This window comes from Streptomyces canus, from assembly GCF_001514145.1.
Lineage (GTDB): Bacteria > Actinomycetota > Actinomycetes > Streptomycetales > Streptomycetaceae > Streptomyces > Streptomyces canus.
Window position 1 is genome coordinate 1 of sequence record NZ_KQ948694.1, and the last position, 26,168, is coordinate 26,168.

The 26,168-nt window shown below is 69.1% G+C and carries 23 protein-coding genes and 7 pseudogenes; 15 read left to right on the plus strand and 15 right to left on the minus strand.

The features are described from left to right. Nucleotides 1-102: 102 nt before the first annotated feature. The 5 genes and pseudogenes from AQJ46_RS50425 to AQJ46_RS59360 all read right to left on the minus strand — a co-directional run. A complete protein-coding gene (locus AQJ46_RS50425; RefSeq protein ID WP_079072870.1) occupies nucleotides 103-726 on the minus strand; it encodes a class F sortase in 624 nt (207 codons plus the stop codon). A gap of 101 nt (nucleotides 727-827) precedes the next feature. Further along, complete coding sequence (locus AQJ46_RS50430; protein WP_059212100.1) at nucleotides 828-1,229, minus strand: hypothetical protein; 402 nt, start codon at nucleotides 1,227-1,229, stop codon at nucleotides 828-830. 123 nt (nucleotides 1,230-1,352) lie between these two features. Next, the gene (locus tag AQJ46_RS50435; RefSeq protein WP_059212101.1) at nucleotides 1,353-3,428 is read right to left on the minus strand and encodes a sensor histidine kinase; all 2,076 of its coding nucleotides are present in this window, start codon (nucleotides 3,426-3,428) and stop codon (nucleotides 1,353-1,355) included. Next, nucleotides 3,415-4,179, minus strand: a complete 765-nt coding sequence (locus AQJ46_RS50440; RefSeq protein ID WP_225887671.1) for a response regulator transcription factor — start codon at nucleotides 4,177-4,179, stop codon at nucleotides 3,415-3,417. Before AQJ46_RS50440 ends, AQJ46_RS50435 begins: the two co-directional genes overlap by 14 nt. Nucleotides 4,180-4,308: 129 nt before the next feature. Next, nucleotides 4,309-4,386 (minus strand): annotated as a pseudogene (locus AQJ46_RS59360) (glycoside hydrolase family 125 protein); the annotation flags it as partial. Nucleotides 4,387-4,468: 82 nt separating this feature from the next. Between AQJ46_RS59360 and AQJ46_RS50445 the strand changes: the two are divergent. Beyond that, nucleotides 4,469-4,965, plus strand: a pseudogene (locus tag AQJ46_RS50445) (IS6 family transposase); the annotation flags it as partial. A 144-nt stretch (nucleotides 4,966-5,109) separates the two neighbouring features. On the opposite strand, the pseudogene AQJ46_RS59585 reads toward AQJ46_RS50445, so the two are convergent. After that, nucleotides 5,110-5,241, minus strand: a pseudogene (locus AQJ46_RS59585) (IS256 family transposase); the annotation flags it as partial. A gap of 185 nt (nucleotides 5,242-5,426) precedes the next feature. Here AQJ46_RS59585 and AQJ46_RS50450 point away from each other — a divergent pair. From AQJ46_RS50450 to AQJ46_RS59590, 4 genes and pseudogenes are all read left to right on the plus strand, one after another. Continuing rightward, nucleotides 5,427-6,572 (plus strand): ABC transporter substrate-binding protein, encoded by a 1,146-nt coding sequence (locus AQJ46_RS50450; protein WP_059212102.1) that lies wholly within the window; start codon nucleotides 5,427-5,429, stop codon nucleotides 6,570-6,572. A gap of 112 nt (nucleotides 6,573-6,684) precedes the next feature. Next, nucleotides 6,685-7,881 carry a sensor histidine kinase gene (locus AQJ46_RS50455; protein WP_059212103.1) on the plus strand — a complete coding sequence of 399 codons (1,197 nt, stop codon included), beginning with the start codon at nucleotides 6,685-6,687 and terminating at the stop codon, nucleotides 7,879-7,881. Beyond that, entirely contained in the window at nucleotides 7,878-8,543 is a 666-nt protein-coding gene (locus AQJ46_RS50460) for a response regulator transcription factor (protein ID WP_059212104.1), read from the plus strand. The genes AQJ46_RS50455 and AQJ46_RS50460 overlap by 4 nt, the downstream gene beginning before the upstream one ends. Nucleotides 8,544-8,829: 286 nt before the next feature. Then, nucleotides 8,830-9,168, plus strand: a pseudogene (locus AQJ46_RS59590) (helix-turn-helix domain-containing protein); the annotation flags it as partial. A 381-nt stretch (nucleotides 9,169-9,549) separates the two neighbouring features. Here the strand turns inward: AQJ46_RS59590 and AQJ46_RS50470 are convergent. Next, a complete protein-coding gene (locus AQJ46_RS50470) occupies nucleotides 9,550-9,966 on the minus strand; it encodes a winged helix-turn-helix transcriptional regulator (protein WP_107117524.1) in 417 nt (138 codons plus the stop codon). Nucleotides 9,967-10,071: 105 nt separating this feature from the next. Here AQJ46_RS50470 and AQJ46_RS50475 point away from each other — a divergent pair, with 105 nt between their 5' ends. The 3 genes from AQJ46_RS50475 (at nucleotide 10,072) to AQJ46_RS50485 (ending at nucleotide 13,048) form a co-directional block, all read left to right on the plus strand. Continuing rightward, complete coding sequence (locus tag AQJ46_RS50475; RefSeq protein ID WP_059212107.1) at nucleotides 10,072-10,764, plus strand: DsbA family oxidoreductase; 693 nt, start codon at nucleotides 10,072-10,074, stop codon at nucleotides 10,762-10,764. A 334-nt stretch (nucleotides 10,765-11,098) separates the two neighbouring features. Further along, entirely contained in the window at nucleotides 11,099-11,368 is a 270-nt protein-coding gene (locus tag AQJ46_RS56020) for a hypothetical protein (protein WP_059212108.1), read from the plus strand. Between the two features lie 171 nt (nucleotides 11,369-11,539). Continuing rightward, a complete protein-coding gene (locus AQJ46_RS50485; RefSeq protein WP_059212109.1) occupies nucleotides 11,540-13,048 on the plus strand; it encodes an MFS transporter in 1,509 nt (502 codons plus the stop codon). A gap of 183 nt (nucleotides 13,049-13,231) precedes the next feature. On the opposite strand, the gene AQJ46_RS50490 is transcribed toward AQJ46_RS50485, so the two are convergent. After that, on the minus strand, nucleotides 13,232-13,714 hold the full coding sequence (locus AQJ46_RS50490; protein ID WP_159064274.1) for a VOC family protein: 483 nt from the start codon (nucleotides 13,712-13,714) through the stop codon (nucleotides 13,232-13,234). Between the two features lie 3 nt (nucleotides 13,715-13,717). On the opposite strand from AQJ46_RS50490, the gene AQJ46_RS50495 reads away from it, so the two are divergent. Beyond that, nucleotides 13,718-14,626, plus strand: coding sequence for a HupE/UreJ family protein (locus AQJ46_RS50495; RefSeq protein ID WP_225887672.1), 909 nt, complete (start codon nucleotides 13,718-13,720; stop codon nucleotides 14,624-14,626). 387 nt (nucleotides 14,627-15,013) lie between these two features. Here the strand turns inward: AQJ46_RS50495 and AQJ46_RS50500 are convergent, their stop codons facing one another. The 6 genes and pseudogenes from AQJ46_RS50500 to AQJ46_RS55190 form a co-directional block, all read right to left on the minus strand. Beyond that, nucleotides 15,014-15,511 (minus strand): TetR/AcrR family transcriptional regulator, encoded by a 498-nt coding sequence (locus AQJ46_RS50500; protein ID WP_263972927.1) that lies wholly within the window; start codon nucleotides 15,509-15,511, stop codon nucleotides 15,014-15,016. 76 nt (nucleotides 15,512-15,587) lie between these two features. Next, nucleotides 15,588-16,061, minus strand: coding sequence for a nuclear transport factor 2 family protein (locus tag AQJ46_RS50505; protein WP_059212112.1), 474 nt, complete (start codon nucleotides 16,059-16,061; stop codon nucleotides 15,588-15,590). 191 nt (nucleotides 16,062-16,252) lie between these two features. Beyond that, nucleotides 16,253-16,432 (minus strand): transposase family protein, encoded by a 180-nt coding sequence (locus AQJ46_RS59370; RefSeq protein WP_225887674.1) that lies wholly within the window; start codon nucleotides 16,430-16,432, stop codon nucleotides 16,253-16,255. Continuing rightward, complete coding sequence (locus tag AQJ46_RS59375; RefSeq protein ID WP_404828543.1) at nucleotides 16,429-16,698, minus strand: transposase family protein; 270 nt, start codon at nucleotides 16,696-16,698, stop codon at nucleotides 16,429-16,431. Before AQJ46_RS59375 ends, AQJ46_RS59370 begins: the two co-directional genes overlap by 4 nt. Before the next feature lie 664 nt (nucleotides 16,699-17,362). Then, nucleotides 17,363-18,796 (minus strand): glycoside hydrolase family 43 protein, encoded by a 1,434-nt coding sequence (locus tag AQJ46_RS50515; protein WP_059212113.1) that lies wholly within the window; start codon nucleotides 18,794-18,796, stop codon nucleotides 17,363-17,365. Nucleotides 18,797-19,638: 842 nt separating this feature from the next. Then, a pseudogene (locus AQJ46_RS55190) lies at nucleotides 19,639-19,800 on the minus strand (IS30 family transposase); the annotation flags it as partial. Here AQJ46_RS55190 and AQJ46_RS59380 point away from each other — a divergent pair. The 6 genes and pseudogenes from AQJ46_RS59380 (at nucleotide 19,744) to AQJ46_RS50535 (ending at nucleotide 23,687) form a co-directional block, all read left to right on the plus strand. After that, complete coding sequence (locus AQJ46_RS59380; RefSeq protein ID WP_059212114.1) at nucleotides 19,744-19,971, plus strand: hypothetical protein; 228 nt, start codon at nucleotides 19,744-19,746, stop codon at nucleotides 19,969-19,971. The pseudogene AQJ46_RS55190 and the gene AQJ46_RS59380 sit on opposite strands and share 57 nt — an antisense overlap. Nucleotides 19,972-19,975: 4 nt before the next feature. Beyond that, nucleotides 19,976-20,212, plus strand: a pseudogene (locus AQJ46_RS59385) (IS3 family transposase); the annotation flags it as partial. Between the two features lie 115 nt (nucleotides 20,213-20,327). Then, nucleotides 20,328-21,110 (plus strand): alpha/beta fold hydrolase, encoded by a 783-nt coding sequence (locus AQJ46_RS50525; RefSeq protein WP_059212115.1) that lies wholly within the window; start codon nucleotides 20,328-20,330, stop codon nucleotides 21,108-21,110. A gap of 54 nt (nucleotides 21,111-21,164) precedes the next feature. Then, nucleotides 21,165-21,270 (plus strand): annotated as a pseudogene (locus tag AQJ46_RS58305) (IS481 family transposase); the annotation flags it as partial. An 829-nt stretch (nucleotides 21,271-22,099) separates the two neighbouring features. Next, entirely contained in the window at nucleotides 22,100-22,852 is a 753-nt protein-coding gene (locus tag AQJ46_RS50530; protein WP_318656755.1) for an alpha/beta fold hydrolase, read from the plus strand. A gap of 610 nt (nucleotides 22,853-23,462) precedes the next feature. After that, a complete protein-coding gene (locus AQJ46_RS50535; protein WP_059212116.1) occupies nucleotides 23,463-23,687 on the plus strand; it encodes a hypothetical protein in 225 nt (74 codons plus the stop codon). 545 nt (nucleotides 23,688-24,232) lie between these two features. Here the strand turns inward: AQJ46_RS50535 and AQJ46_RS50540 are convergent. Beyond that, the gene (locus tag AQJ46_RS50540; protein ID WP_059212117.1) at nucleotides 24,233-25,867 is read right to left on the minus strand and encodes a serine hydrolase; all 1,635 of its coding nucleotides are present in this window, start codon (nucleotides 25,865-25,867) and stop codon (nucleotides 24,233-24,235) included. Between the last annotated feature and the right edge of the window lie 301 nt (nucleotides 25,868-26,168).

Below are 26,168 nucleotides of genomic sequence, written 5' to 3' on the forward strand. Positions count from 1 at the left end.
ATCGTCCGACCGTTCGGCGGCGCGCTCCTGGAACCGGCCGCTGACGATCGAGCCGCGGACGTTACTCGTGACGACAGGGCGAAACGGACACGCCTGCGGCCCTCAGCTCGCTGTCGCGTACACGATGAGGTTGTCGACAGGGTGCCCCTGCGCGTCGAAGTCGCCGTCGCACGTGATGAGCCGTAGAGCACGTTCCTGGGTCGGCCCGTAGACCTTCTCCGTCGGGAAGGCGTTCTTGGCGACGCTCTCCGTGGCCGTGACGGTGAAGTGGAGGGCTTTTCCCGTCTTGTCGGTGACGGTGATGTCCGCACCCTCCTTGATCTTCTTCAGGTCGTGGAAGACGGCCTCGCCGAAGCGGGTGTCGTTGTGGCCGATGATGACGGCCGCGCCGATCTCACCGGGCACCGCACCGCCCGTGTACCAGCCCGCGGTCATCCCCTCCTCGGCCGGCGGGACCTGGACCGTCCGGTCCGTGTTGAGGCCCAACTCCATCAGCGAACTGGTGATCCCCACGGAGGGAACGGCCACCTCGGCAGGGGCCGCCGGAGCGTCGGCCGCTGGCCGCTCGGACTTCGGAGCGCCCGACGCGGCGGCGGGGGCGGTGGGGGCGACCCGGACCGTCGGGTCGGGGCCGGACGAACAGCCGGTGAGCAGGGTGACGAGGGTCAACAGGGTGAGGGTCGCGAGGCGGGCCCGGGACAGGGCCGGACGGTGTGCAGGGGGCAACTCGGGCTCCAGAACAGGGTGCGAGGGTTCGCCGGAACGCACAGGGCGCCGCCTGGTGAAGGGCGGCGCCACCGTTTCGTACGAGAGGTCGTGCTGCCGGGTCAGCCTGCGCGGCGGGCGGTGGTGCGGCGGCGCAGTACGTAGGTGCCGGCGCCCGCGAGCAGCAGCGCGCCCGTGGCCGAACCGATGAGCGTGCCGGTGTTGTCGTCCTGGGCGGGGGCCTCGCCCGCGGCGACACCGCCACGGGGGTAGCCCTTGCCTCCGGTCTTCTGGGCTTCGGCGGCCTTCTTGGCCTCGGCCTCCTTGAGCGTCCTGGCGTCCTCGGCCTTCTTCTTCGCCAGGGCCTCCTTGTCGGCCTGGGTCGCGGCGGTCGCGCTCGGCGTCGGAGTCGGGTCGGTGGCGAAGGCCGCGGTGGCCGGGACGAGCAGCGCGCCAGCCGCGACGCCGGTCAGGACGGCGATGCGAAGAGTGCTCAGCGGGCGCAAGGTGAGACGGCGGGACATGTAAAGGCTCCAGTTCCAGCCCGGCTTGGTCGTTCCTGGTTGCCGATCCGCACCAGGTTCCGGGCATGACCACACCCTGACGGCCACTTGTGAGGAATCTGTCAGAGCGCTGTCGTCATCCCATCAGGGTCGACCGGGGCCCTCCGGCTTCCGTGACTCGGCTGTCGGCAGCCGCAGGGTGAAGGTGGCCCCCTCCCCCTCCGTGCTCGCCACGTCCACTGTGCCGCCGTGAGCCTCGGCGAGCTTGAGGACGATCGCCAGGCCGAGGCCGCTGCCGCCGGTGCTGCGATTGCGGGACTTCTCCGCCCGCCAGAAACGGTCGAACACGTACGGGAGGTCGCCCGCCGGAATGCCACTGCCGGTGTCGGACACCTCCACGGCGAGCTCGTCCCCCGGGTCGGTGACGTACCGGCGCAGGGTCACCGTGCCGCCGGCCGGGGTGTGGCGCACCGCGTTGGAGAGCAGGTTGCTGACGGTCTGCCGCAGCCGTACGGGGTCGGCGTCGAGGAGCGGTGGGTGAGGGGTGCCCGGCGGCGGTGTCAGGACCGTGAGGGTGACGCCCGCCGTCTCGGCCAACCCCTGGTGCGCGGCGGCGACCTGGCCGAGCAGCTCGTCGATCCGTACCGGCTTCCGGTGCAGCCGCAGGGCGCCCGAGTCGGCCGCGCCGAGGTCCTGGAGGTCGTTGATGAGGTGCTGGAGTTGCACCGCCTCCTCCAGGAGCGAGGAGACGAACGCGGGGTCCGGCACGGCCAGTCCGTCGTGGGCCGCCTCCAGCCAGCCCCGGATGTTGCTCAGCGGTGTCCGCAGCTCATGGGCGACATCGCTGACCATCACCTTGCGCTGCTCCTCCAGGCGGGCCCGGTGCGCGGCCATGTCGTTGAAAGCCGCCGTCAGCCGCCCGATCTCGCTGTCCGAGACGACGGGCACGGGCACCGGCGTCACGTCCAGGCCGTCCCGCATCCGCTGGGCGGCGCCGGTGAGCGCGTGCAACGGGCGTACGAGCCTGGCTCCGGCGAGCACCGAGGCGCCGACGGTGAGGGCGAGGACCAGGGCGGTGACACCGGCGATGCGTGCGGTGTTGGCGCGGGAGAGGTCGAAGCCAGGCACGCCGGCGGCACCGGGGCCGTCGATGAACAGGAGTGCGGGCTCGGCGACATAGCCCGTGAGCTGTTCCCGGCGGGCGCTTTCGACACAGTTGGCCACGGCCCGGTCGTACGCGCTGTCGCGGATCTCGGCGGGGGCGTAGTCGAGTGCGCCGCCGGAAGCCGCTTTGCGTTCGGCCGTCGCGGCGTCCTCCGCCTTCTTGGCGGCCAGGGCCTTCGCCTCCCGATCGCTGAGGCCGTCCTCGGCGCCGGAGACCGCGTCGTCCCGCCCGTATGCGTAACTCCGGTCCCAGGACAGGTCCAGGTTCAGTTTCACGGCGGTGCGACCCTGTCGTTTCAGACAGGCGTCAGCCAGTTGGTTGAGGGCGCTCAGGGCCTTCCGCTCGGTCGCGGTGGGACCGACCGGGTAGGACGCAAAGCACTTGGCCTCCATGTCACGGTCGGTGACGCTGTCGGTCCCCCCCTCGGTCTCGTCGCTCACGAACTGGACGCGGGGCCGTCCGCCCGGGCTCTCGACGACGTCGGCGGCGATACCCATCTGGCTGAGGCACTCCACCCTCCCGGCGGCGGCCTTCCGCAGTGCGTCGTGTTCCTTCGCGGGCAGCCGGAAGGGCCCCACGGCCCGTGGATCGACGCGGTCGGCGCCGGCCTTGGCCGCGTCGGGCACCAGCACGGTGTCGACGGAGCGTGGATCCACGACCGCCGAGGCCTGCTGAGCGAGCAGCTCGTCGGACGAACCGCCGCCCGCTGAGCGGGAGTCGGCCGAGTCCACGATCGGGCGTCGGCCCGGCGTGGTGAGCACGATCCGGCGCCCGGACTCCTGGGCCAGATCTCGCACGGTGGTGTCTACGCCGTCCCAGTCGGGGTGGGTGGCCGCGTAGCCGAGGAGGGTGTTGTAGATCTTCGCGTCGGACTTGAGGTTCTGCCCCTGCTCCTGGCGGATCGCGACGGAGGTCGTCTGCACGGCCAGCCAGGCGGTCGCGGCGACCGAGCACGAGGCCACCAGCGCCGTCACGGTCAACAGCCGCCCCGCCAGGCTCTTGCGCAGCGGCAGCCGGGCGGCCCCCGCCGCACCTCCCCTGTCAGGACGACGCATGGCGCACGTTCTTCGCGGGGTCCGTGAGTTTGTAGCCGACGCCGAAGACGGTGATGAGGCGGGCCGGCCGTCGTGGGGCGCGCTCGATCTTCTTGCGCAGGTTCATGACGTGCACGTCGACGGTCCGGCCGCTGATGTACTTGTCGAAGCCGTGCAGCTCGTCCAGGAGCCGTGCCCTGGTGAAGACCCGGCCGGGCTCGGCCGCCATCGCCGCGAGGATACGGAACTCACCGGGCGTGCACTCGACGGGCGTCCCGGCGACCGACACCTCGTGCCGCGAGGGATCGACCCTGAGCGCGCCGACCGTCAACACCTCGTCGTCCGGGGCCGCTTCGGGCTCCGAGGCGGGGGCGGGTACGGTCGCCGGAGCCGGGTCGGGGCCGCGCCGGTTGCGGCGAAGCAACGTCCTTACCCGGGCGGTGAGTTCACGCGGACTGAACGGCTTGGTCATGTAGTCGTCGGCGCCGAGGTCGAGGCCGAGCAGCAGATCGTCCTCGGTGCTGCGGGCCGTCAGCATCAGCACCGGCACCTCCCGGCGTTCGGCGCGCAGGATCCGTACCACGTCGAGACCGTCGGCCCCGGGCATCATCACGTCGAGGACGACCAGGTCGGGTTCCTGGTGCCGGACCGTCTCGAGAGCCGTCCGGCCGTCCTCGACGACCGTGACGGCGTGACCCTCGTGCTCCAGGTAGCGGCGCACCAGTTCGGCCTGCTTCGCGTCGTCTTCGGCGACCACAATGTTTGCGCACACGCCGCAGATCGTAGCGACCGCCGGCGCCGGGAGGTCGGAAGTGTCCTTACCGTGAGGGCGGTTCGGTGGTGGACAGGCGAGGTGCAGGGCTGCCGTCGAGCGTCCCGTGAGGTCGAGGAGCGGCTCGGCGAAGAGGGCGTCGCCCCACCCGAACCAGGGGCGGGTGAAGGTCGCGGGGTCGTCGACGTGGAAGCTCTCGTGTATGGAGACGGTGCCCCCGTCGGGGCACTGTCACGTTGGCTGACCGGTGGGATGATCTTCGGGTTGATCAACCTGAGAAGGGCCGTCCGTGGGGAGCGCGTCGCTGTCGTACGAGGGGCACCGGTACCCGGTCGAGGTCATCTCCCCCTGTGTGTGGCTGTACCACCGCTTCCCGCTGTCGTTCCGCGAGGTCGAGGAGCTCATGCTCGAGCGCGGGATCGTCGTCTCGTACGAGACGGTCCGCCGCTGGTGCGGCAAGTTCGGGCAGACCTACGCAGGCGCGCTGCGCCGCCCCAGCCCCAGTTGGGGGACAAGTGGCACCTGGACGAGGTCTTCCTCAAGATCCACGGTGAGCTGAAGTACTTGTGCCGGGCCGTCGACCAGGACGGCAACGTCCTCGACATCCTCGTGCAGAACCGGCGGGACAAGGCCGTGGCCGGGCGCTTCTGCCGCCGCCTGATGAAGAAGACGCACGCGGTGCCGCGGGGGGTCGTCACCGACAAGCTCCGCTCCTACGGAGCGGCACACCGCCAGGTCATGCCCTCCGTCCATCACCGCTCCCACAAGGGCCTGAACAACCGGGCGGCACAGAACGCCAGCAACTCGTCGATGTCATCGGTGATCTTTTTGACGGCCCCTCAGCCAGGGCTTGCCAGAACCCGAGACCCCGTCGCCGACGGCGAAGACGGGAGCGCACGCCCGCGGGTCATGTCCCGCGGGGTCGTGTGGTCACGGCAGCGGTTTCGGTTCCGGTTGTGGGGTGATCTCGGGTTCGGGTTCGGTCGGCGTGGTGGTGAAGAGCTCGGCCATGGAGGCTTCGGATAGGTAGCGGCGATCGAAGACCTGCCATTCGTAGTGGAGTGAAACATCCAGCGGAACAACGAAACTGCTCGCGCCCTTCCGACGGCACCCACCGTGACCGTTCAACCGAACGATTGAACCCGGAGACAGCCTTCGGATGACGCGGAACAACGCGGTTCATCGGCAGGATTGGTGCGCCGCCTCGTACGGAATCTGGCGGCGGAACCAGCAGGAGGACCCCCACGATGCCCAGTAACTTCAGCAGGCGGCGGCTGCTCACCACCGGAGCCGGTGTCGCTCTCGGCGGTGCCGCCGCGGCCGTCGCGACCAACGCTCAGGCGGCTGACCCCGTCGGCGCCCCGCTGGCGGGTGTCCGCGAGGAGACTCGCTCCCTCGACGAGCTCTACGAGGCGGCCATCGCCGAAGGCGGCAAGCTCGTCCTTTACCAGGGCGGGGACGTCGACGGCCAGGCAGCCGGGCTACGGACCGACTGGGCCGCCCGCTTCCCGAAGATCCCGCTGACGGTCTCCGTGGACTACAGCAAGTACCACGACGTCCGCGTGGACAACCAGCTCGCGACCGACACCCTGGTCCCCGACGTCGTCCAGTTGCAGACGCTCCAGGACTTCACCCGCTGGAAGCGCGAGGGCGAACTGCTGCGCTACAAGCCCGCAGGCTTCTCACAGATCCACAAGGGCTTCAAGGACCCGGACGGCGCGTGGACGGCGCTGTTCGTCATCGCCTTCAGCTTCCTGTACGACATCCAGGCAGCCGGGGCGAACGCGCCCAGGACGCCACTGGACCTGCTCGACGAGCGCTGGAAGGGCGCCATCGCCTCCTCCTACCCGAACGACGACGACGCGGTGCTGTACCTCTACTCCCTTTACCAGCAGAAGTACGGCTGGGACTGGGTGGCGAAGTTCGCCGCGCAGCAGCCCCAGTTCGCCCGGGGCACGAACACCCCGGGCGCCGCGGTCAACGGCAAGACGAAGACCATCGGAGTGGGCGCGGGGGGCAGCGCGGTCTCCACGTCGACAACGGTGAAGTGGGTCCTACCGACCGGCGACCATCCCTTCATGGCCTGGGGGCAACGGGCCGCGATCCTGAAGAAGGCGGCGCACCCTGCCGCCGCCAAGCTGTACGTGAACTGGCAGCTCTCCGAGGAGCGCCAGGCGGCCAGCCGCAACGGCTGGTCGGTGCGGACGGACGTCACGCCGTACGCCGGCCTGAAGCCGGTGTGGGAGTTCCCGAACGCCCACGTCGACGGCTTCCCCAGGTTCATGGAGGACCGCGCCGCGGCCGAGCGGCTGCGGCAGACGTTCTCCCTCTACTTCGGCGAGGTCAAGGGCGACCCGTCGCCGGGCTGGCTCGGTCTGCACCCGGGGAGCTGACGTCAGCGCGGGCACGGCACCACCGGGGCGTTTACAGCGATCAAACAGGTTACGGCTTAGACTTCTTGACCTGTTGTCACTTTCACCCGGCCCGCCCCAGGGAGCCGCAGCCGTGCCCGTCACCGCGCTCGCCGTACGTCGGCCATCCGGTTCCGCACGGCATCTCCCACACCTGGTGTTCCTGGTCGCCGTGGCCGGCACCCTCGTGCGGCTCTTCGAGCTGAACCACGAGCTGTGCTGGCACATCGCCCCGCCCACGGTCGCGCTGGCCCTGCTGTACGCGGCCGGGCTGGCCTGGTGGGACCGGCTGGAGCGCTGGGCGCGACCGGCCTGGCTCGGTCTCCTCCTGCTGCTGTGGTCCTGGGTGGCCTGGAGCCTCCCGGCACAGCTCACCTTCGGGTACGCGTGGCTCGCCGTACCGCTCGCCGTGCTGGCACTGCGCATGCCCACTCGCGCGGCACGGGCCACGGCGCTCGGTGTCCTGACCGCACTGCTGGTCTCGGCCCTTCAGCGAGCCGGCGGCGGCTTCGACCCCGATGTGCTGGCACCGCCGGTCACCGCCCTGTGGGCGACCGTGCTCCTCTACCGCGCCCAGCAGCGGCTTACCCGCGAACTCGCCACCACACGGGGCGAGTTGGCGCGACAACAGCGAGAGGCCGGGCGGCTCGGCGAACGAGCCCGCATCGCACGGGACCTGCATGACACACTCGCCCAGGAGCTCTCGGGCAGCCGCATGCTGCTCCAGGCCGCCGACCGGGACTGGGACCGCCGCCCCGACGTCGCCCGAGGGCAGGTGCGGGCAGTGACCGGAGCTCTCGGCGAGCATCTCGCGCAGACCCGCGGCATCATCGACGACCTCACCCCGCCCCTGCTCGCGCGAGACGGCCTGGAGGCGGCGCTGCGCGACCTGTGCACCCGCACCGGCTCCGCCGTCGGCGCGCCCACGATCACCTTCCGTACCGAACACGAACCCTGCTCCCTGCGGACAGATCAGGCCGTGGCCCTGCTGCGGGTGACACAGAGCGTTCTGGCCAACGCGTGCGAACACGCGCATGCCCAGCACGTACGCGTCACCCTGGCCTACGGCGACGCGGCGACCGCGGCCGTCGAGGTCCTGGACGACGGCGTGGGATTCGACTCGATGGCGCTACAGCCCACCGGCAACGGTCGCGGATTCGGACTGGCCGCGGCGCGTGACCGACTGGGTGTGTTCGGCGGCACCTTCCGCATCGACAGCACGCCCGGACACGGCACCCGCGTACGGGCGGCCCTGCGAGCCGAGGACCGAGTCCCGGTGGGCACGCGATGAGCGAGACCTCCAGCCCGTCACTGCGGATCGTGATCGTGGACGACCACACGGTCGTACGAGCCGGCCTGCGCGCCCTCCTCGAGAGCGAACCCGGCTTCACCGTCGTCGGCGAGACCGGCGACGGTACCGACGCGGTGCAGCAGGTGGAACGACTCGGCCCCGATGTGGTGCTGATGGACCTCCGGCTGTCGGACACCGGCGCGGCAGGCAGCGTCATCGACGGCATCGAAGCGACCCGCCGGATCCTGGCCACCCCCACCCCTCCCCGGGTCGTCATACTCACAAGCCATGGCCACCAGGCCGACGTCCTGCAAGCTGTGGAGGCCGGCGCGCGCGGATACGTCCTCAAGGCGGGGCCGCCCGAGGAATTGTTCCGCGCCGTACGCGCCGCGGCGGCCGGAGGCATGGCGCTGGCACCGGAGGCCGCGGCACAGTTCGTCGGCGATCCGACCGCGCCAGGCCCACTGCTGAGCGAGCGCGAGATCGAGGTCGTCCGGCTCCTGGCTGATGGACACAGCAACCGGACGATCGCCGGCACCCTGTATCTGGCTGAGGCCACGGTCAAGACCCATCTGGTCCGCATCTACCGCAAGCTCGGCACGGGAAACCGCGCCGGCACCGTCACAGAAGCGGTCCGACTCGGCCTGATCGAACTCAGCTGAGCCTGACCTGGCACCGTCCTCAGCGGACCCTCAACCGCCGGACGGAACGAGTCCGTGAGTCGGCCACCGCATTGCACGTGGCCCTGATGGCGCTGGACGTCTTGCGCACCGGCTGACCCTATGCCTCGCCTGCGGATGTTCCGTCGAGGAACGGTCCCGATACTCGTTACCCGCTCCACGAAGAAGGCCCAGGTCACTGGCCTGGGTCTTCTTGCGGCATGTGATGATCACTTGTAAGGCAAGCTCCAGGTGAACAAGGCGGTCGTCGAACGGCCTGCGCGGTGATGTGCTGTGTGCGCTCGGGGTGTTCAAGGTCGCGAGCACCGACCGGATACAGCGGCAGCCGCCTCCGGCGGAGCGTGCCCGGCTGCGTGAGGCCGCCGGTATCACTCAGGCCCGTCTTGCCGCCGCGCTGAAGACCACGACCCAGTCGGTGAAGAACTGGGAGAACGGCCGCAGCGAGCCGAAGTCGCCGCGGCTGGATGCCTACCAGCGGCTGCTGAAGGGGTGGGCGGCGAAGTATCCGGCCCCCGGCGCAGCACCGGCTGCCGCGACGGCGCCGGCCGCATCGGCGGCGTCTGCAGGCCCGGCTGCGTCCGCGGTGGAGACGACAGAGCCTCTGAACGAGGAGGCGTACCAGTGGGTGCACGACGTCAGCCTGCTGAGCGATGAGGAGTGCACGCTGCCGTACGCGGTCGGCCTGGACCACCCGGCCGGCCTTGTAGGCCGACCGGAGCGGCTTGGCCACGATCCCCTCCACGCCCGTGTTGTGTCGGCAGACGCCGTGTCCCGCGCAGGTCCTGTCGCTTTGCGGGGCGGCCGAGGGTTCCCGTTGTGTCGCGTTGCAGCGAGGCATGTTGTCCCTTTGGCCTGCACGGCTGCGTGACCGAGATCGCGCCCGTGCGTGGGGCTACGTCAGCTGGAACGATAGGCGAGGGATGAGTTCAGGCGCAGGGGTCTTGTGTGCAGGTCCTTGCTCGGACCCCGCATGCGGACGCTGCGGCCGTCAGGCTCCAGCGGCTGCGGCTGCGGCGCGGTCGCGGTTGGCGCGGACCTCGTCGTGGTGGTCGGCGGCCCAACCGATCAAGGACGTGACGATCTCGTGCAGGCTGCGGCCCAGCGGGGCGAGGGTGTACTCGACGCGCGGGGGTACTTCGGCGTAGGCGGTGCGGGTGATCAGGCCGTCCTGCTGGAGCTGGCGCAGGGTGAGGCTGAGCATGCGCTGGGAGATGCCGGGGACCTGGCGTTGCAGGTCGGTGTAGCGCAGCGGGCCGGACTCGAGGACGGCGATCAGCAGCAGGCTCCATTTGTCGCCGATGCGGTCGAGGATCTGCCGGATGAAGGCCATGTGGTCTGCGGGAATGGCTGCGCACGGCCCGATCGTCGCAGCTCCCACGATGTCGGCCTCGCTGGTCGTCCCCATGACGCACATTCCTCTCCGGCACGCACACGGATGTGCCTTTTGTAACGGCTTCCATACTGGTCCATCATGGCGTTACGCACAAGTCGTAGGAATTGGAGCTCCCTGGTGAAGGTAGATATTTGGTTCGAGGTGACCTGCCCGTGGTGCGGTCTGGGCAGCCACCGTGTGGAGCGAGCCCTGGCACGGTTCGAGCATGCCGACGAGGTGGAGGTGGTCCACCACTCCTTCCCGCTCGGCGGCTTCCCCGAGGGAAGCACCTTCTCCGTCCGTGACTTTCTTCTGCGCAAGCACGGCGCCGAGGCGGCGGCCCAGCAGATCGAGGCGCTGGCGCACAGCGAGAGCCTGAGCCCGTACCGGGTGCTGGACAACCAGGTCGGCAACACCGACCTGGCCCACGAATTCCTCGCCCACGCCTCCGCCCAGGGCAAGAACCGCGAGGCATGGGACACGATCTTCCGCGCCTACTTCGGCAAGGCCCAGCCCGTCTTCTCCCTGCGGGACCTGCTGAAGCTCGCGGACGAACTCGGCCTGGACCGCGAGCAGACCCGCCAGGTTCTCGAACGGCGCCGCTACCGGCAGCAGGTGCAGGACGACGCCCGCCAGGCTCAGCGCCTGGGCGCGCGCGGCGCCCCGTTCATCGTCCTCGACGGCCGCTACGGCGTCCCCGGCGCACAGGACAGCGACACCCTGCTCGACCTGCTGCGCACGGCCTGGACCGACACCCACCCGCTCACCCCCGCCGCCGGCGACGCCCCGGTCTGCGGCCCCGACGGCTGCGCCGTCCCCGAGCGCACCTGACCCTGCCGCCCCCCTCACCCGTCTCACCCACCCACGGCTTCGGCTCACCCTTGAAAGGCCTCACGTCGTACCTGCTGCACATTGACGCCTCCTCGCTCAGCGAGGCATCCATCTCCCGCGAGGTCGCCCAGTCCTTCCGCGCCGAATGCAGGTCCCGGTCGTCCACCGCGACCTCGCCGTCTCGCCCGTACCCCACCTCTCCGCGGCGGGCTTCTCCGCCCGGATCACCGACCCGCCCAACACACCCCGCAACAGGCCGGGGAAGCCAAGCTCCAGAAGGAGTTCAAGGTCCGCCTCACAGTCACCGCCATCCGCAGATTCCAGCCGGTCGCCTATGACACCCACTGACCATCGGCCGGATCGTCCGCGAGTCGAAGTAGACCAAGTTCGCTTCCCGCTGCTGTCCAACGGCCCGAAGACCGCCTCCATCAACGTCCGCAAGGTCGGCGACAAGGAAGGACTGCGCCCGTCCCGGGCCAACGCCGCCGCCTACTACCTTCAGCAGCTCACCGACGTCTCCTTCCCTCGGCTGCTGGCGACACGGCAAGAGCAGCCCCGGCCGAGTGAGCCGACCGACTGCTCTCTGACTGTTCAGCGTCGCTGATCGAGCGCGAGGCCGCCCGCCCCGGCCAGGTGGCCGGACGGGCCATGCAGCGTGGCGAACCGACCGGCTTGCCGGCTCCCGGACCACATGGCGAGCTGCGCCGACGCTGCCGTCCCGCGCCCTCGACACCGGATTTCCCCTCACCAACACCACTTCACCTGGAGTTTCGTCATGCCCCAACCCTCCGACGACACGCTTGGAACGACCACTGTTTCCACCCACCCGCACGCAGACTCACCACATCGCCATCGTTGGTGGATCCTCAGCGTCATCTCCGTAGCCCAGCTGATGGTGGTCCTCGACGCGACCATCGTGAACATCGCCCTCCCCTCCGCGCAGAAGGACTTGGGCTTCTCCGACGGCGACCGGCAGTGGGTCGTCACCGCCTATGCACTCGCCTTCGGCAGCCTGCTCCTGCTCGGTGGCCGCATCGCTGATCTCTTTGGCCGCAAGGCGACCTTCCTGGCCGGGCTGGTCGGCTTCGGCGGCACCTCCGCCTTGGGAGGCGCCTCGACCAGCTTCGAGATGCTCGTCGTCGCGCGTGCCGGACAGGGCCTGTTCGGCGCCCTGCTCGCCCCGGCGGCGCTGTCCCTGCTGACCACGACCTTCACCAATGCCAAGGAACGAGCCAAGGCCTTCGGCGTCTTCGGCGCTATCGCCGGTGCCGGCGGCGCCGTCGGCCTGCTGCTCGGCGGCGTGCTGACCGAATACCTCGACTGGCGCTGGACCCTCTACGTCAACCTCGCATTCGCCGCCATCGCCTTCGTCGGAGGTGTCCTTCTGCTGCAGCGCACCACCCGCGACAAGACCGCCACCCTCGACATCCCCGGCGTTGTACTCGTCAGCGCTGGCCTGTTCGCCCTGGTCTACGGCTTCTCCCACGCCGAGACCCACGGCTGGAACTCCGCGCCCACCTGGGGCTTTCTGGCCGGCGGTGTCGTTCTGCTCGGCGTGTTCGCCTGGTGGCAGACCCGCTCCACCTATCCCCTGTTGCCCTTGCGGGTCCTGCTCGACCGAAACCGCGGCGCCTCCTTCCTCACCATCCTGATCACCTCCGTCGGCATCTACGGAGTCTTCCTCTTCCTCACCTACTACCTGCAGCAGAGCCTCGGCTACACCCCCATCAAAACCGGACTGGCCTTCCTGCCTATGGTCGTCGGACTCGGGGTCGCCGCCCAGCTAGCCTCCACGGTGCTGATCCCCCGCATCGGCCCCAAGGCAACCGTGCCGCTGGGTATGGGCGCCGCCATCGCCGGCATGGTCTGGCTGACCGGCCTCGACCTCCACAGCAGTTACCCGACGGACATCATGCTTCCGCTGCTCGTAGCGGGACTCGGCCTCGGCCTCGTCATCGCCCCGGGACTGGCCCTGGCCACCGCCGGCGTGCGCGCCGAGGACGCCGGCGCCGCCTCCGCCGCAGTCAACACCATGCAGCAGGTCGGCGGCTCCCTGGGCACCGCGCTGCTCAACACCCTCGCCACCAGCGCCGCCGCCGACTACCTGGCCGGCAAGAACCTCAAGGACCCCGCCGTCCTCGCTCAGTCCAGCCTGGAGGCCTACTCAACCGCGTACTGGTGGTCGGCCGCCTTGTTCACGGGCGGTCTGATCATCACCGCCGTCCTCTACCGGCGCGGCGTACCGGCCACCGACCCCGACGCGACCTCCGTCGTACACATGTGAGTCACCGAAATGCTCCGGTGGTGAAACGCAGCGATCAAGAAGTGATCAACTTGCTGTCCCATCGGGCGGACGCCCTGTACCTGGGGCCGCGGACGGCGGCATCGTCGAACGTCACCCGTGAACGTGGTGAAGTTGATCAGGCGTTGCAGCCGGTCGCGCCGGAGGCGGTGACGTTATGGGGAGTTACTCCTTGCCGGTGGGGTGCTGCTCAGGAGTGAGGGGGCGGACGGTGGGGGGCCAGCCGTCGCCGACGAACTTGTGGCCCCATGCCTCAAGGGCGGAGGGGGTGGTCCGTACGAAGGTGTCGTCGAGTAGTTGGCTGCCGGCTCCGAATTCGATGTCGAAGCCGGTAGGGCTGCGCATGTAGAAGGAGATGAGGGTGTCGGACATGTGCCGTCCGAGCGTGGCGGTGATGGGCAGTTCGCGTTCTTGCACCAGGTCCCGGGCGCGGCCGACGTCGTCCATGTGGGTGGACTCGATCTCCAGGTGGTGGACGCCCTTATGGCCGGGCACGGCGATATATGCCAGGCAGCGGGTGCGCGGGTTGCAGCGGTAGATCTGCCCTCCGGAGAACCTGCCGTGGGGCGTGGTGACGAACAGCTCCATGCCCAGCACGTCGGTGACGAACTTCTCCAGCTTGGATGTAATCTCTGGGACGGCGAACACCACGTGCCCGACTCCGCCCACCCCGCCGACGAAGGAGCCGGCCATGGGCTTGCCCGGCGGGAACGAGCCACCATCCGGTACGACTTCGACCGGGGCATCCTGAAGACGGTCGACGCCGAGACGCCGGGCGTCTTCGACTACGAGACGAAGTCCCTGTCGGTCCCCGCGGATGAGGGCTCCTGGCTGCGGGGCCTCGCCGCGACGACCGCGGTCGGCATCGAGCACGTCAGCGAGGGCGCCGACCACCTCCTCTTCCTCCTCATGCTGCTGATCCCGGCACCGCTGGTGGCGACCGGCAGCCGATGGCAGGTGGCGCCGTCACGTCGGCGGGCGATCACACGGATCCTGCATGTGGTGACGGCGTTCGCCGTGGGCCACTCACTCACCCTGGCACTCGCGGCGACAGGCGTGATCGCCCTCCCCACGCGCCTGGTGGAGACGCTGATCGCCCTGTCGATCGCGGTGTCGGCGATCCACGCGATCCGCCCCCTGGCAGCGCGCGGCGAAGTCGTGATCGCCACCGGCTTCGGCCTGATCCACGGCCTGGCCTTCGCCTCCCTGATCACCGACCTGGGCCTGGACCGAGGCTCACTGCTGACGACACTGCTGGGCTTCAACCTGGGCATCGAACTGACCCAACTCCTGGTCGTGGCCCTGCTGATGCCGTCACTGCTGGTTCTGGCCCGCAGGCGCTTATACCCGGCCTTCCGCACCGCCGTGGCGGTCATCGGCCTGGTCTTCTCGGTGTCCTGGATGCTCGAACGCGCGGCCCTGACCCCCACCGACCCCTTCGAGAGCGTCCAGACCTGGCTGGTGAGACACCCGCGGTGGGTGGCGGTGACGGTCGCGGGACTGGCTGCCGCCGCCCATGGAGTCGGGGCACGGGCGCGTGAGGCGGCGGCCGAGCAGTGACTGGCCGACCGGGTGCAGCCCGCTACACCCCGGTTCGGGAACGCGCTCCCTCGATTCATTGAGTGGTGTGCATCATGAAGTTGCTGGTCACGGGCCTGGTGTGAGGTCGGGAGAGCTACTCGCACTGGTCGCTGGCCGGTGTCCATGGGGAAGATCGTCTGGCATGTCGTTCCGGGCCGTCTTCGGGTTCTGCTGCGCTGACGGCTGGCCGAGCAAGACCGGGCCGCGGCGGAGGCCGCCATGGCCGTCGCCCCGGCGCCCGCCCGGGAGGAGGCTGACCGGGACGAAGCCTGCCCGCGGCTGGGCGAAGAAGCCCCGAGTCCCACCGTCCGAGCCTGGACTACGAGGAAGACTCGGGGCTGTCGTCGCCGAACTGCCGGTGCCGGGTTATCGAGCGGTGAGGACGTGCGCCCACGGCTCGTCGATGTCGGCCAGGCCCAGCACGGCGACCACGTTGTCGAGCATTCCGGCGCCGAACCAGCGCCGCACGGCCTCGTCGTCGCCCAGCAGTCGCCGGACGGTGTCAACCTGCTTGGCATAGCACCGGCGCACGGCCTGCGCCACCAGCGGCTCGCCGACGGCGCAGTTCGCGTGCATCAGGAAACGCAGGATGTTCCGGTCCGCGACGAGTGCGGCGTAGGCGCCGCGTGCGGCATCCAACGCCGCCTCGGGCCCGGGCCCGGCCCCACCCGAGGCTGGTGAGTGAGCGAGCAGCGTGTCGGTCATGACGACGGAGACGTGGTCGACCACCGCCGCAAACAGCGCTTCCTTGTTCGGGTATAGGCGGTAGAGATACGGCTGAGAGATGCCGACCCACTCTGCGATCTCGTGTGTCGTCGTGCCGTAGAAACCTTTTTGCGCGAAGCATTCGACCGCGGCGGCCATGAGGGTCCGACGTCGTTCGTCGCTCTTTGTGCTGGTGCCGGGGGCAGGCATGGACGTCAGTCAAACACGGCTCCTCTCAGCTTCCAAAAGTCACGCTGCGGTCGGGGTCGGACGGAACGTCGTTGGGCGTGAGCGCCTCGATCGCCACCAGCGGGTTCCAGTAGTCCAGGTAGTGGGTGATGCGCGCGTCGTCATCGGTCCGAACGACGGAGATGCACGTCTGCTCGTACGGCTTGCCGGTCGGCAGCGCCGTGCCCTTCGAGCGGAATTCAGCGATCACCAGACTCGGGTCGACGGTGTCGTGGAAGACCAGGTCGACGAACTCGACGTCGAAGGTCTCGGGAAAGTTGCTCATGTGCGCGACCAGTGCGTCGCGCCCCGTTACCCGCTGAGGCACGCCGGCCGGCGCGTACGGGAACTCAAGCACCGCGTCCGGGGCGAACAGCTTCACCCATTCGTCGACCCGTCCTGCGGCGGTGAGGCGCAGGTGCTCGGCCAGGGTGTGCTGGGCGGCGGCGCGGCGGTTGGCGTCGTCTTGCTTGATTGTCATCTTCACTCCTACGTTAGTGGTCGACCTATAACCTACCACCGGCAGCAGCCGTTGCGGGTAGTCGAGCAGAGGTAACGCCAGCGGGATCCCGGTCCGGTTCACGTACGGGATGGCATCCAGAAAACGCCCCCTCGGCGGCGGGCGGCGGCCCGGTGCCATCGGCGCCCGTCACGCTTTGCGAAGATCGTCGGTCACCGGGAGACTTCGCGTTTCGTCAGGACCAGCAGAGCCCTCACCAGGGCGGTCGCCCACTTCGGGTCGGTGCGTACCTTGCCGAGGACGCGCCAGTTCTTCAGGTGGGCGAAGCCGTGCTCGACCGGCGCCCGTGCCGCGGCAAGGGCCTTGTTGGACAGCTTCTGCCCGCGCGTCAGCGGCCGGTTCCGGGGTCCTTGTAGCCGGTGATCACCGCCGGATCGGCGTCGGGACCGCTGTCGTCGAGCCCGACGAAACCCCGGTCGGCGACGGCACCGAGGCCGGCCGCCCGCAGCCTGACGGCGAGCCGGTCGTGACGGCAGGCGGTGATCTTTGAGGTGCGTCCGGGCCGGGCCGCCGAGACCCACAGAAATCGGGCCTTGTCGTCGGTGAGCGCGATCACAAGCAGGCCGTGGTGTTTGTGCTTGGTGACGTGCTTCCACACCGAGCGCGGCGGCGGAGCCCTGGGTGTTCTGCTCGGTGGAGAAGTCCCCGGAGGCGATGGCGGTCCGCAGCGAGTTGCCGGTGGCGAACAGATACCCGTTGCCGGCGCCGTTGCTGGTGTTGTCGAAGCCGTAGGGGAAGTACGGCGTGGCCTGGGTGGCGTCGATCTGCACGTCCATCGAGACGGTGACCGAGTTCATGCCGCTCATGATGTTGTCCGGCACCTTGATGTAGGTGTCGGTGCTGTTGAACGTGAGTCCTTCCCCGGCACCCGACCAGCTCGCAGCGCCGCTGACGGTTCCGATGCGGCCGTTTCCCCAGGCGTCAACCCACCCGGAGCGAGGCGGCGGCCACGGCTGGCAGGGCGCCCGGCAGGAATCTTCAGCGGCTCTGAGGTCTGACGCCGCGCATGGGTTCACTTCCTCTGAAGAAGACAGCTTGTGAACAAAGCCCGATATGACGAACAGTTTTTTCCGGCTCGACAACTCGCCGCGCCTGACGAGCCTGACACGTCCGCCCGCCGGACGATACGAGAGGTCTTCACCGTCGCTCGCTTTCGCTCACGAGACCACTCGTGGTGGGGATGCCGGCGCCTTCCCCGCCGGCTGGGCGGCGGCGGGTGGGAAGTCGCCCCGTGAGGGCGCCGACATCCCTGTTGGCGCGGGTCAGCTCGTCACGCGGAAGGTGGCGTCGCTGCGCCCCGTCGCGGTGGTGATCGGGTCGAGCTTGAGTTCGTACGCGTAGTGGCGGATGTACCGGTCGGGGTAGTTGTAGGACTGGAACGACGACCATGTCGCGTCGGCGAGCCCGGCGACCTGGCGGAAGCTGGCGTCCGCGGCGAACCCGGCGGTGCCGTCGTTGTAGACAAGCTGGAAGTCGAACGCGGAGTGCCGCAGGAAGTATCCGGGGAAGTTCACCGACTCGAAGGAGACCGTGCCGGTGTCCGCCAGGCCGGTCCGCATCCGGAACTGGGAGTCCTCGCTGGTACTGACGTTCTGGTCGATGCGCACGTCGAAGTTGGTGTGGCGCACGTACCGGTCCTGGAAGTTGAACGACTGGAGCCGGTGGAGCGCCGTGTTGGGCCAGCGGGCGAGGACGCGGCTCTCCTCGGCGGCCGTCAGGTTCATGATCCAGCCGTGGCGCTTCTTGGTGCCGCCCATGTTGTAGCTCGTCGACGCCTGCTTCTGGTAGGCGGCCGGGTTGGACGGGTCGGTCGTCAGGACCGGCATGTAACCGCCGCCGGTGGCGTACTGGTCGAGGTAGAGGGCCCACTGGTTGGTGCCGTTGAACTTCATCCACATCGGGCCCTCGACCTGGGAGCCGCTGAGGCCGACGCCGGAGAGGTCGCCGAGGGTGGTCCACGTCCCCAGGATCGAGTTGCTGCCTTCGAGCGTGATCTGACCGTCGCCGGAGGCCCGCACGTAGCGGTAGTTGCCCACGCCGGACGGCACCTCGATGATCTGGGTGTCGATGATGCCCTGGGTGCCGGGGCGGTCGATGTAGACCTGCGGGGTGGTGATGGTGCGGAAGTCCGTCGTGTGGGCGTAATAGATGCGGTGCTTCGTCACGCCGTTCAGCGGCGCGTTCGTCGCCCAGTACAGGACGTAGTCATTGCTCGCCGGGTCCCAGATCGCCTCGGGCGCCCACGCGTCACCGGCGCCGGGGATCGCGTCGGCGACGTTCAGGAGCCGCGGCTGCGACCAGGTGACCAGGTCGGTGGACTCCCACACCACCAGGTTGCGGCTGCCGCTGGTCTGGGCGTCACCCCATCCCTGCCCGCAGCCGATGCACAGGTCGGTCGCGATGATCCAGTACTTGCTGCCATCAGGGGATCTCACGAACGCAGGGTCACGCACCCCCTTCGTACCGACCGTGGAGCGCAGGACCATGCCACCCCCGTTGAGGTCGTTCCAGTGCAGACCGTCCGTGCTGTGCGAGAGGTACATCTGCTGATTGGTCGACCCCTCCCCGGTGAAGTGCACCATCAGGTAGCCCGGGTCGGCCGCAGCGGCCTGCTGGGCTGTGGTCAGCGTCTGAGAGGTGAGAAGCAGGCCGACGGCGGCCAATATCGCCGCCAGCCGTGCGAGAAGAGCGCGCATGTACGTTCTCCGGTCTTTCTGCGGGTGCCCTGATCGGGTGAAGGTGGGGCAGAGGGCAAAGCTCGCGGTCGCTGTGCCTGCGGGACAGGACCTGCTGACGCGTGACGCGGAACGTCGCGTTGGGCCCGGCAACGGCCGAGTGACCGAGGTCATCGCCCGGGCGGGGCGGCGACCGCGGACAGCGCAGCGGCGGGCTGGGGGACGAGTGAAGCAAGCAGGGCCGGCAGAGGAGCCACGAGAGTGAACCAATAACGGGTGCGGTACAAGGACGTCCCCTTTGACGGCCAGCGGGTTCGACATTTCGAACGCCGTGCGTAACTTCGACAGGAAGATAAGTTTCAGTCAAGAGCACGTCAATGAAACTGGCCAAATCCGCTGACAAATATCCTGTGGGCGCACCGGGCGCCACGACCCTCAGGCCCGGAAAGGGCCCTGCTCGCCGTTCGCCCGGCCCAGGAAGTGTGCGGGACTGTCTTCGGGCCCACCTATGAGTTGGCGTTGCCGAGAGCCGTCCACGGCACCATCGAGCCGGCATGCACTGCGTCATCGTTCCCACGCCGGCGCTACTGATCCGACTACCCCAGCAGCTCACACCCTGACGACCGTCCGCTGAGCACAGCCAGGAAAGGAGGTTGACTCGTGAGTGCCCTGCTGTGGCTGCTCTTCCCGCTCTGCGCCTCCATCACCGCCAGCGCCTGGGCCTGGTGGACCGGACGTCGTCATCCCGGGCCACCCGATCACCACACCTGAGAGGACCACGACCGCTATCAGCAGCTGCGAACCGTGCTGAGTACCAGCGAGAACACCCGGGCAACATGATCCGACCGGCACACTGGGCGAGTTCAACTGGTCGATGCAACACCGAGTTGTTGTGAGCGTAGTTGCTCCTCGAAGACTTCAGCGGGCGTCTTCCATCCGAGGATCTTTCGTGGCCGATTCTTGAGCGCGTGAGCGACGGCCTCGAGTTCGTCAGCGGACCAGCGCGACAGGTCGGTGCCACGTTCCTGGCCGATGAAGCGCGTGGTGCCGGGGCTTCGATGGCGGACCGGACCGCGTGGCGGATCTGCCGGGACAACCGCTGGTGGAGCGTGTTCGGCAAGAAGCGGGGCCAGGGCCCGCAGGCCGGTCCGCCGGTGCGCTCGCTTCAACAAGTCGGTGTTGTGTCGACCAGTTGAACTCGCCCAGTTCCGCTCCCGGAAGTTCGTCCAGACTCTCGACCGCCACCAGATGACCGGCTCAATAGGCAGGGTCGGAGCTGCCGGCGACAACGCGGCCATGGAGTCCTTCTTCAGCCTGCTGCAAAAGAACGTCCTCGACCGCCGTATCTGGGCCACCCGCGAAGAACTCCGGATCGCGATCGTGACCTGGATCGAGCGGACCTACCACCGGCGCCGCAGACAGGCCTCGCAGGGCTGAGCCCAGCCTTTGGCAAGGAGCGCTGCCGTGCGCCGGTCGATGGGTGTGGACGCCCGCCCGACGCGCGCAGACCTAATCAATTCGTCTGATAACATGGCATCCGTACGATTCCGGCATGTCGAACATCCAGCTCGTCAGCAGCCGTCGCGGCAGCGGCCCGGCCCTGGTCGTGATCCGCCAGCTGGACCGGGAGGGCTGGGCACCCGTCATCGACCTGCTTGCTCGAGAACGCGAGGTCGTGGCCGTCGACCTGCCGGGATTCGGCGACAGCCCACCACTGCCGGCCGGCACCACCCCCACCGTCCACGCACTGGCTGCCGAGGTCGCCACGTGGTTCTCCACCGTCGGCCTCACGCGCCCGCCCGTCGTCGGCAACTCGCTCGGTGGGGCCGTCGCACTCGAACTCGCCCGGACGGGCGCCGTCAGCAACGCTGTCGCACTGTCCCCCATCGGCCTGTGGACCGGCCCCGAAGCGGCCTATGCCCTCGGCTCGCTTCGAGTCGCGCGCATGATGGCGCAGAGCCTGGGCGGGCGTACGGCACGAGTGACCGGCCATCCGCTGGGCCGCACACTCACCTTCTGGCAACTCGTCGCGCGACCCTGGCAGATGACAGCACAGGCAGCCGACGGTGCCCTGCGTAACCTGGCCCGCTCACCCGGCTTCGAAGCCACCCGCCGGGCAGCCCGCAACTACCGGCTCCGTGGCTTCGCCCCCGGTGTCCCCGTCACCGTCGCATGGGGCACCCGCGATCTCCTGACACCGCTGCACCAAGCACGCCGCGCGACTCGGCTCCTGCCCAAGGCCCGTCATCTCCGACTTCACGGCTGCGGACACTCACCCATGTCCGACGATCCTGGGCACGTCGCCCACCTCCTGCTGTCCGCGAGCAGCAGCTGAGATGGACGACGATGGCCGGGGCCGAACGCTTCCAGGTCGGCCACGGCCCATTAATGGGCCGACCGCTACCGTCGGCTCGGGCGAGACCGGCATGGCCGACCGCTCCAGCCGCCCATGCACCAGCCCGGCCCGAATTCCGACCCGCACCGAGCGGCGCATCAGTGGGTGGTTGGACCACGGCCGCCAGGACCCCGACCACAACGGGGTGTGCTTCTCCGTTCGGCGGCGCGCCGCTGGCTTTGTGCGATGCCGCCTTACAGACTCGTAGTGCGGGCTGATCCGGTCTTCCCACGTCGCCACCTGGGCCGGAAGCTCCTAAGTGCCGCCGCTGCTGACAAGGAAGCGGCGGCGGCACCACCTGGGCACGGGGCGGGGACTACTTCGGGATCGCGGCGAGCATGGCAACGACCAGGCACTGCATCTCCCGCTTCCGGACAGAGGCGATGCGACGTCGGCACGAAGACCGGCTCCTGGGCACGGTCTCCGACCTGGAGCAGGCCTGGTCACCTCGGAGGCCAGGGCGTGCCATCGGTCCAGGGGTCAGCAGCGGCCCGGCGGCCGCTTCGGTGCCGTAGCAGTCCTCGGCACGCCACCACTTCTTTGTTCTCGGAGGTGAGGGGTGACCCTGATGGGTGGCTGGGGTGGCCGACGGTCGTCGCGACGCGCAGGATGAACAGCGGGGCCTGGGGACGTAGCCTGGCCCGCGCCTGGACAGACCTTCCCGGTCAGTGTGCTTCGCGTGCCGGTAGAGGAGTGCAGCTTGCGCGCCGTCACCCCGAGTTTGAGGACTGCCCGCCATGGTTGATGTCCCCGCCGCGCAGCCCGCTCCGGCCAGCCCGGCGAATGCAAGGGAGGCCTGTTACCGGCGGAGCTCACCCGGCGTCCGACCGGTCACCGTCGATACGGGCGGCATCACTCTGTCCGGTCTGCTGAGCGAGCCCCCGCAGACGGCTCCACGCGCGGTAATCATTGCCCTGCACGGTGGCGGTATGAACGCGGGCTATTTCGACGGTCAAGCGCACCCGAACGTGTCGTTGCTGACTCTTGGTGCGCGCCTTGGGTACACGGTGCTGGCGCTGGACCGGCCCGGTTACGGAGCCTCGGCCGCCCGCCTGCCCGCAGGACAACGCCTGACCGCCCAAGCGGCCACCGTGCGGTGCGCCGTCCAGGCATTCACGGCACGCCACGCGCCCGGTGCTGGCACGTTCCTGCTGGCACACTCCTTCGGGGCCAAGGTGGCCTTCGCTGCCGCGGCCGACTGGGACACGCCGAACTTGCTGGGCATGGACATCTCCGGTTGTGGGCGCAGACTGGCCGTCAACACCCCCCTCGCAGGGTGCGACCGTGGCGGCAGCCTGCGGCGGCTGAACTGGGGACCGCTGGGCCTGTATCCGCCGCAGACGTTCTGGGCGAGCCAGCAGATCGTCGCGCCCATGCCCGTACTCGAGGTGAACGCCGTCGCTGGCTGGATACGCCTGTCGGCGGCCATCCTGCCGCGCATCCGCGTCCCCGTCCGGCTCACCTTTGCCGAGCACGAGGCCTGGTGGCACCACGGTGATGAAGACATCACCGACCTGAGCGCGCGGCTGTCCGCCGCACCACGGATCGTCATCGACCGTCTGTCGCAGGCCGGCCACAACATCAGCCTCGGCTGGACCGCCCGCGCCTACCACCTCAGAGCCCTGGCGTTCGCCGAAGAGTGCCTCGCCACCGCGCAGATCGCAGCGCCCCGGGACCTCTGATCCTGGCTGCCGCAGTGCCCCCGCGCAACCGTGGGCGCTGCCGGCGGTGGCGGTGCGTGCCGCCTCGAGCAAGGCGGCTTGTCGCCCAGTGGGCCGCGGCCACGACCGGCACCAGAGCGGGTGCGGTGAAACGAGCTGATCGACGGCTCAAGCGACAACAGGGGAACACGGAGTGGTGGCGGACGGCCGCGAACGGCCCACGATTGCGGTCAGGACGGCAACAACGAGCGCCTTGCGTTCCTGTTCGACACCCGCCGCTCGAGCCGTCTGGTCTGGCGTGCGAGCTGGTAGTGCCGCTAGAGCAGGACGCCGGTGCGAGCGCGGGCGGCCTGGAGCGGCAGTTCGCCCGCACCCCCTACGCTGTCAGCTTCCTCTCTTCCTGTCAGACCTTCACCCTGATCACCCTGCACGTCGAATACGGCGACACAGCCGCCGACCGGGTGCCCGAACTCAAGGCGATCAGGAAGTGGCTGGCCGGTTGGGCGGACCGGGAGTTCGGCTGGGATCACAACCTCATCGCGCTCGGCGACTCCAACATTGCCCGCGTCGGCGATCCGCTCTTCGATGCCTTCACCTCTACTTGTCCCCCCCGGCGCCGCAGCTCAAGGACTTGCCACGAATCTTCGACAAGCCGGGCGCTGCGAACTTCTACGGCCAGATCGCCTGGTTCACCGAGGGGCAGCAACACCGCCCGGTCCTGAACCGGGAAGCCGTCCCCGGAGGCCGGGTCGACTTCGTCGATCCCTTCCAGGGCGAGGACACCCGCAACGACCTGTTCTGGCACATCTCCGATCCCTTCCCGCTCTGGGTGGAATTCGCCATCCCAGGTGGCTGAACCACAACCCGGCCTCGGCGCAGGCCATCGAACGATTGGATCGCCAGCTGCTTTTTGCCGACGCACGCACCTCACCTCAAACCTGTCGAGGGCATCCCTGCTGAGACGAAGACGCAGCAGTCAGGCCAACACCGCCTTCGCCGACCCCGACCACGTCGGGGCACATCACGAGTGGCCCGTGGACGCCGCCAAGGACGGCATGGTCGGGCGCTGAGCGGCTTCGTGCACATGGCGGCGGACGAGCCGATCGGCGCCCTGTGTCCAATGCTCGCAGAACCACCCCGATCTGTTCGCCGCACGCGAGCGGCTGAGGGAACTGGTCGGGCAAATTGCGTGGTGACGCTGGGAACAAAGGTAAATACGCCCCCCTCACCAGCGGCCCCCGTGTTGCAATATCCGTCCACAGGCCAGGGCCGCATACGCGGGTCTTCCCGCCGACGCCTGCAAGGAGGCACATGTGACGTCCGGCGTGAGAGGCTCTCGCGCCAGAGCAGCGTTCCGGGTCGGACGTGACAGCCCCTGCCCACATCCGTTCGACCCGCGGGCTAGTCCTTCCTCGTGAACGTGCCGAGACCGCTCGAGTCGAGGTTCTCGACCCGAACCTTGTCGGCGCGTCCGCTGGAGTCGGCGGTGAAGGTCACGCCGGACAGGCCGACGGCCATTTCGCCGGTGGTGCGGTAGCTGAAGGTGTCACCGTCGTAGTGGGTCAAGACGAACCGTTGTTTCCTGGGCCCGAGTTGCATGGTGAGTTCGTTCCCCTGGGCGCTGACGGTCATCGGGCCGTAGTACTGATTGGTGTACGTTCCGGTGTAGGCGCTGTTTGCCTTGGCCGGTGCGGGCGAAGCCGGGGGCTTGCTGTAGTCGACCTGCGAGCGTTCCCCCTGCAAGGTCTGCTGGAAGATCGGCCCGAGGAACTTCAGCCAGTCGACGGTCGGCCTGCCCGTCTGAGCGGTGTCGAGGAAGGTGGCGGAGATCGCCTCGGGTACGCCGATGGGCTCGCCGTTGGTCAGGACGACGATGCCGAGCTTCTCCGAGGGCAACAAGGCGACGTTGGTGGCCGCTCCCAGCGCGAAGCCGCCGGAGTGGCCGAGCTTCAGCCTGCCCTGGTCGTCGTAGCTCACGTTCCAGCCGAGCCCGTAGAACCCGGCCCTGCCCGCGGGCGAGTGCGGCGGCTCGGAGACCATGTGCGGCATGTGAGTCTGCTCCAGAGCGTCGGCGTCGACGACCTGGCGCCCCTCGAACTTTCCGTTGCCCAATTGCAGACGCAGCCACTTCGTCATGTCCCGGACCGTCGAGCTGGCCCCGCCCGCCGGGCTCTGAGCGTCCGGGTCGCGCACATACGCGGCACGCCAGGTACTCCCGGTCTTCACGTGCAGGGCGGCCCTGTTGCCCGCCTTCTCGTAGTCGGCGAACGAAGAGCTGCTGGAGTTCATCCCCAGCGGCCGGTACACCTTGTCGGCGGACAGCTTCTCCCAGCTGGTCCCCGCCGCTCGCGCGGTGGCGACCGCGGCTTCGGTCAGCCCGAAGTTGGTGTACGCGTAGTGGGCACGGAAGGGGGCCAGCGGTTCGTAGTGCAGGTGGTCCAGGATGTACGAGCGGTCGTAGCCGAGGTTCTCCAGGAGGTCGCCGGCGTGGTCGGGCAGTCCGCTGCGGTGCGAGAAGAGGTCGGCCAGCGTGACATGGCGGCTTACCCACGGGTCCTTCAGCGCGAAGCCGGGGGTGTACTTGACGGCCGGGTCGTCCCAGCCGACGGTCTTCTCGCCCACGGCTGCGGCGACCACGGTGGAGGCAAGGGGCTTGGAGACTGAGGCGAGCTGGAAGACCGTGTCCGCTCCGACCCGGTCGTTCGTGCCCACCTTCCGCACGCCGAACCCCTTCAGGTACATCACCTTGTCGTCGTACACCACACCCACGGCGACTCCGGGCACACCGGTGCGGTGCATGGCGTCCCGTACGACGTCGTCGAGCCGGCCAACCGCGGTCTCGACCTTGGCCCGCGTGAGCTGGGCCGGTGGCTGGGCGGGTGGGACGGTGGGCAGCGGCGACGTCCCGACGGCCGCGCGGCCCGCGACGGTGGTGTGGGCATCGGCCGCGGTACAGCCGACGGCCAAAGCCGCGACCAGGCTCAGCGCCGCGGCGGAGCGAAGTGAGCGCGGGCAAGCGCTGTTGAGTCGGGACATGTCTTCAATCAGAGGCCCTCCCCCGGCGCCTGTCGAGCCCTGGCAGGCCGTTCGGGGGATCAGGCATACGCCTTCACCCCCGCCCGGACACACCCGCCCCTCTCCACCATCCCGGCCCGACCCCGCACAGCGCTGCCGGTCGCACCCGGGGCCAAACCAGAGGCAGCGCAGCAAGGGGTGCACATCGCGTCGCTGCTGGTCGCCACCGTCGAGTCCGGCGCCATCCGCCGCCGCCCATGAACGAGTCTGGACGTTGACGGGCGGGGCAAACCCCCTGGTCGGCAGCCCCGGACTGATTCAG